The following is a 6,179-nucleotide window of genomic DNA, read 5'->3' on the forward strand; positions in this document are numbered from 1 at the left end:
AATTAAGCAGTCAAGCGATTAATTGCAAAGTTCAAATCAGACAAACTCCTACTGCCATAAATAAAAGCACCATAGACTTGTGAAGCATTGACTGTATGCAGAGCTCGATAACTGCTCTTGATGGCGATATCCATGTCTCTATTATCCATGCGATAGAATCTTGTGTTTATTTTATAAGGAGTGATATCATTATTCAACAATTGCCCGTTGTATTTTTGTCCACGAACTGCTTTTACGCCACCATTATGGTAAGGAGCTTGGCGTAAATCTGTTGCATTTCCTTTTAGTACTTCATGATGAGCCGTACCTGCTGTTGTGATAAATGAAATCTCAGTAACGCCATTATCGCTATTCTGTGGCAAGTCGTAAAATGCTCTAATTTTTGGGAACAAATCCACTCGCTTATCCAACTGAATGTCAATTTCCTTGTTTAAAAAATTAAAAAAGTTATTTTCGGCAATATTTAGCTCATTGACACCAAGTACATCCGCCAAATCAATTCCAACCACAATCCACTTATTATCAATCATGATAAAATCATGGCAATTTAGCGGAATTTTTTCAATAGCATATATTTCTTGATAATTGCCATCAACTTCCTTTAAATCATTCAGACTAAGTTGAACCTTAACATTAATCTCTCGGCAAACAAAAAAATGATAGAAATCACATAATTCCTCAAGCTTCTGTTTTTTGTATGGTTGATAACTTCCACAATTTTGACCATCAAAATATGCATCAAGCTTAGTTTTTATCTCATCTTCTTTTTCAAAAATAAAAATTAACTTATCATCAAAGAAAATATGTGCGTTTATTATGTTAGACAAATTTTGATGTAATGTCGTTAATTTAACACTGGCGTACTCGCCACCCAATTTATTTTTAAGATGAATAAATGTTCTGCCATTTAACGAATTTTTGACAGATTTAAAAACTGATTGTATTTCAGAAAAGGAAATACGACGCTGCTCAGCCACATCTACTAAATCAGCGATTTTCTCTCTAATTACATTTAAGTCCATATCGTTCACCATTGCTTTTTTTCATTGATTTAAGCATCCATACACCAATTATGTGTATATTCACAAAACCACAACAACCATGTTTTTTACCAGCTTGATATACCACCAAACATTCGAAGACTCTAATATCTTACCTAAACATCAGATGATTAGGTATAATTTTGCAAAATTGTTACATAAATGTTTATATATTTTAAAACAACAGACGGTAATGTGCAAGTATTACAAAATATTTGTAAGCATTCTAACCGCTCTCAATAAAAAAACCACCAGCCAAGCCAATTTGCTCAACTGATGGCTTACGCAGGATTTATTTGTTGCTGGTTTAAAAAAACCGTTTGGTTAAAACTCCACCCCCAAACTCATCCCACCGACCCAATCTTTATCACCAAAATACTTAGGCTGTCTGATGGGATGTCCTGCAAAGAAGTCGTAGTTTAGGCGTAGTGGCTTGATTTGCCCTTTGATGCCGATTGCCCCACCGATGAGGGTGTGTCCAAGTAGCAGCTTGTCTTGTTCTTTGTTTTGCATGGCGATACTGCCAGCATCTAGAGCCAGATATAGGCTGTGATTGGATTGTCTGATGGGAAAGCTGACATCTTGGCGAAGGGTTGCTCCGATGTCGCCTGACAGTGTCCGCTCACCATCAAAGCCACGCACGCTGTATCGTCCGCCAATACTCATTCGCTCACTGGGTACTAGGGCTTCTTGGGCATATTGGGCTTTTAGGTTTGCCTGATAACCTGCTTGGTAGTTATCACCCATTCTAATGGGCGTGGCGAAGTTTAGATTAAGCTTATAAATCGGTGTGCGCGCCGTGCCTTCGTTAAACAGACTCTCAGGTGGTGTTAGGGCATTAAATGCCCCTGTACCTCGTTGTATGCTGACATCTGTATTTAGCTGACTTTGTCCTAGGCGTGCCTCATGGCGAATACCTGCCGTCCAGCCTGAGATTTTGCGGCGCTGTACATCAATTTGGGTATCGTCAATATAGCTCTTTTGTGATTTGGTGAAACCACCTGCATTGAGCCATGTTTTGCTCTTGGCATCTCGATGCACCAAGTGACTGGCATTTAGACTGATGTTATCAGAATCACCACTGTATATATAATCTTGATTCACCCCTGCCACGGTTTGATGATAGGTGTATTGACTGGCATTGGCATTAAAGACGGTGTTGTTAATGGGTAGGACATAGCCTATGCCATAGTTTTTACTGCCGCCTTTATCAGTCTTATTGGTATATTCGTCTTTATTGATGCGATTACCCAGATCACGACTGTACGTCAGATAGAGTAAGTCATTATGCCAAGTGGGGTTGTCAAAGCTTAAGGTAACACTGCCTTGATATTTACCTGTGGTTTTTGAGCCTGAGTCATCAAGGCTAAGACTGCCTCGCACTTTTCTGGATGTAGCGTATTTGATGAGTACATCACTTGCCCCCACCTTACCAGTCTCACTTGGCATGATGGCAAAATCAGCATCAGAGCTTGGCACGCGTTTTAGGTTTTCAAGGGCGGTTTCAAGCTGTCTGATGTTTAGTACATCACCCTCTTTAAAAGGCAAAGCAGTCTTAAAATTGGCAGGCAGTCCTGTGGGGTCTGTATAAACTGTATAAATAGGTTTGGGACTATTTGCCGTATCTGCCTTAATCTGTCCAATAACACCTGGCACGACAGTCAAGACAAGCTGACCGTCAGATAAGTTTTGATCGCCGATAAGGACTCTGGTGGTGGCAAAGCCACGCTCGATGAGGCGGTTTTGTACATCACGAGTTATGCGATGAATGTCATTGATGTTTAAGCATTGACCCAGTACACTACGCTTGCCATGTGTTAAGGGTGTAAGAGCAAAAGCAAATTGATTCAAATCCATGCTACCAGTAGCAGCATCACCCGTAGCATCGGCAGCACTAAGCGGTGCATAAGCGATTTGATTGATGGTAAAGCAAGGTGGGCTGTCTTGATTGTCAGTGTGAACAGAGTCCATCTTGGCGATAGGCTCAAAGGCAGGCACATCAACTTGTACGCTAGGGCTTATCATCAATGATTGATTAAGCACAGCCTGTCTTTGCTCATTAAGCAAGATTTGCTGATTGATAATCTGTTCAGAAGTATTGGCATAAGCTGAATAACACAAGGTCAAAGAGACAGCCAATGCCAATCGTGTTGGTAAGGATAATATATGGCAAGATGGGTGGTTGGTATAGGTCGTGGGTTTGGGTCTTTTGGGGTTGGTGGTTAATGGGTTTGGGATTTGGAGGTTTAGCAAATCAAAATCAAACAATTCAATGGGTTGCACTGTAATGCTGGGCTATGCTATCGCTAACCCAGCCTACGGGCTAGCAGTATCCAGCGGTGCATAAGCGATTTGATTGATGGTAAAGCAAGGTAGGCTGTCTTGATTGTCAGTATGAGCAGAGTCTATCTTGGCAACAGGCTCAAAGGCAGGCACATCAACTTGTACGCTAGGGCTTGTCATCAATGATTGATTAAGCACCGCCTGTCTTTGCTCATTAAGCAAGATTTGCTGATGGGCAATCTGTTCAGAAGTATTGGCATAAGCTGAACAGCACAAGGTTAAAGAGATAGCCAGTGCCAATCGTTTTGGTATGGCTAATATACGGTAAAATGAGTGGTTGGTATGGGTCATGGGTTTGGGGTTTTTTTGGGGTTGATGTTTAATGGGTTATGGGATTTGGAGGTTTAGCAAATCAAAATCAAACAATTCAATGGGTTACGCCATAAATGCTTAGGTTGTGCTGTTGGGAAACTAAACCTACGAGCTCAGAGAATACTGAACAATCACTCTCAAAATCCATCCAGAGGCTATACAAAAGTATGATATGAGAAAGAACGATTAGAAAAACTAGAATTTTCTTATTATCCTTAATAATAAGACCAACTATGTTTCTATTAAGCAAATAAATAATGCATAAAAAGCATAAATTTAAAACGGCGAATAAACCAAAAATAATTGTATAACCCATCAAGGAATCGTAAAATCTACCATATTTCAGTGCTCTAACACAAGCCATATATGGGGAAGATAAAAAACCTCCCAGCTGTACCAAAAACATTGGAGTGTATAAGCAGTTAAGGAGAAAAAAACTCCAACTTAAAAACCTTAAGCTCACATTACTCATATTTTCTAATTCCTCCTTTCTTGTCATAAAAGGAGTTTTTTCCGCTGCCAAGCTGTTTCAGATAATTTTTCAATCTATTGATTGACTCAGCTGTAACGGTTCTTGTGTGAGTCCGAGTAACATCTTTACTGTCTGTCAATAGCAACACATAATCAGTCCCCCTAGGTACAGCAAAAGGAGATACTAAGTCAAAATTACTGTGTATCTGATAGGTAGTGGGTTGACTTGGTACAGAATAGTCCGTCGCTTCATCAGGAGATAAACTTAACACGGTTTCAACTTTATAACCCTTGTCTATTAAAGCTTTCGCCATGCCAGCTCCGTATGCGCCATGCCAGCTCCGTATGCACCACCTTCACTATGCGAGATAATTTTAAAGGTTTCGTTACGACTCATCAAAAGTGATTCATACTTATCGATATTATTATAGACTTCTTGGTAACCTCGATTAAATCTATCAGTACCATCCTAATCTATGCCCATAAAACTAGAACCATCAATAAAACTATCCTTTTCTGCTTCTGAATTTAAAAATTCTTTGGTTTTCGGGATAAAAGAAATTCCACCCATCCATTCCCAATAATTTTCTTTACCGGGGCCAGCAGGGGAGATACCTGCTCTGTGTAGTATAGCATTCCAATGTCCATTTACAAAAATATTGGCATTGTTTTCTATAGCTACCTTCCCAATCTCAGCCGCACTCACAGCATCAGCAGTGCTACCATCAGTCGCTGTATAAGCTGTTGTCACTGTGGCAAGGTTTAGAATGCTGACGATGGTGTCTTTTTGTTCTTGGTTAAGTTCGCTTAGGTCTTTGGTGCCATATAGGTAAGTTGCAGACTTTGCTCTTCTGGTCCATTGCCACTATTTCGTTTTATAAATTGCTATGTATTAGTCTAATTATAGCAAATAAGTAATCCGCCAAATTAATGTTATGATATTATCAACTACCCATCATAACATTAAACACAAATGAAAATCAGCACCATTGAACTAACAGACACTCAAAAACAAGCACTTGAGCAAGGCTACAAACTAGGCGAAACAGCAGTCTATCGACAACGATGTCATCTCATTCTACTCAAAAGCCAAGGCTACAAAGCTAAAGATATAGCAAACATACTAGACACCAACATCCAAAGTGTCTATAACTGGATCAAACGCTACCGAGAGCATGGCATACAAGGACTACAAACCAAACTAGGACAAGGCAGAAAAGCCATACTCACCCATGAGCATGAACAAATCGTCAAAGACTGTATTAGCCGAGAACACCAACGAGTTAAACTCATTATGAATGAACTCACTGAGCAAACAGGTAAACAATTTAGCCAACGCACCCTTGAGCATTTTTTAAAAGTCTTGGCTACACCTACAAACGCATCCGAATGCGACTAAAAGGGCAATGTCACCTAAAACTATACCAACTTAAAAAACAGCAACTTGCCATACTTGAGAACTTAAGCCAAAACAACCACATCGACCTATACTACGGCGATGAAACCAAAATCAGTCAAACAGGCTATGTACCCTATGGTTGGCAACACAAGGATGAAAACATCAGCATTTCTGTGCAACGGGGTAAAGATATTAACTGTTTTGGTCTACTCTCAAGAACCATGCAGTTTCATTACCAACTAAGCGAAACGAATATGACGGCTAATGATATACTTACCTTTATTGATGAGATATCATTAAAAATTAACAAATACACGGTACTTGTATTAGATAATGCCAGAGTCCATACTGCCAAAGTGATTCAAAAGCGGTTAAAGATTTGGCAACAGCGTGGTTTGTTTATCTTTTATTTACCGCCTTACAGTCCACAGCTTAATATTATTGAGCGTTTATGGAAAGAGGTAAAACAAGGCTGGCTTAGACCGTGTGATTATGTCGATTTCGATTCACTGCGTTACGGTGTAAATCGTGTTTTTGCTAATATCGGTTCAACGTTAAACTTGAACTTTAAACAGTTTATTAATGTAATTATTTAATTTTGTCGGATTACTTAT

At 39.5% G+C, this 6,179-nt stretch carries 6 protein-coding genes and 1 pseudogene; 2 read left to right on the forward strand and 5 right to left on the reverse strand.

Translation table 11 applies throughout. The features are described 5' to 3' along the window. Window positions 1–2: 2 nt before the first annotated feature. The 5 genes and pseudogenes from AO382_RS09410 to AO382_RS09435 all read right to left on the reverse strand — a co-directional run. On the reverse strand, window positions 3–1,022 hold the full coding sequence (locus tag AO382_RS09410; protein ID WP_064620543.1) for a hypothetical protein: 1,020 nt from the start codon (window positions 1,020–1,022) through the stop codon (window positions 3–5). 342 nt (window positions 1,023–1,364) lie between these two features. Beyond that, window positions 1,365–3,323 (reverse strand): ShlB/FhaC/HecB family hemolysin secretion/activation protein, encoded by a 1,959-nt coding sequence (locus AO382_RS09415; RefSeq protein ID WP_064620545.1) that lies wholly within the window; start codon window positions 3,321–3,323, stop codon window positions 1,365–1,367. A gap of 33 nt (window positions 3,324–3,356) precedes the next feature. After that, on the reverse strand, window positions 3,357–3,674 hold the full coding sequence (locus tag AO382_RS09420) for a hypothetical protein (protein ID WP_064620548.1): 318 nt from the start codon (window positions 3,672–3,674) through the stop codon (window positions 3,357–3,359). 485 nt (window positions 3,675–4,159) lie between these two features. Next, window positions 4,160–4,480, reverse strand: a complete 321-nt coding sequence (locus AO382_RS09430; RefSeq protein ID WP_064620554.1) for a hypothetical protein — start codon at window positions 4,478–4,480, stop codon at window positions 4,160–4,162. Between the two features lie 155 nt (window positions 4,481–4,635). Next, a pseudogene (locus AO382_RS09435) lies at window positions 4,636–4,962 on the reverse strand (VENN motif pre-toxin domain-containing protein); the annotation flags it as partial. A gap of 177 nt (window positions 4,963–5,139) precedes the next feature. Between AO382_RS09435 and AO382_RS09440 the strand changes: the two are divergent. Beyond that, the gene (locus tag AO382_RS09440) at window positions 5,140–5,565 is read left to right on the forward strand and encodes a helix-turn-helix domain-containing protein (RefSeq protein ID WP_064617994.1); all 426 of its coding nucleotides are present in this window, start codon (window positions 5,140–5,142) and stop codon (window positions 5,563–5,565) included. Then, window positions 5,556–6,161, forward strand: coding sequence for an IS630 family transposase (locus AO382_RS09445; RefSeq protein WP_064618732.1), 606 nt, complete (start codon window positions 5,556–5,558; stop codon window positions 6,159–6,161). The genes AO382_RS09440 and AO382_RS09445 overlap by 10 nt, the downstream gene beginning before the upstream one ends. Window positions 6,162–6,179 lie beyond the last annotated feature (18 nt).

This window comes from Moraxella catarrhalis, from assembly GCF_001656295.1.
GTDB classification, from domain to species: Bacteria; Pseudomonadota; Gammaproteobacteria; order Pseudomonadales; family Moraxellaceae; genus Moraxella; species Moraxella veridica.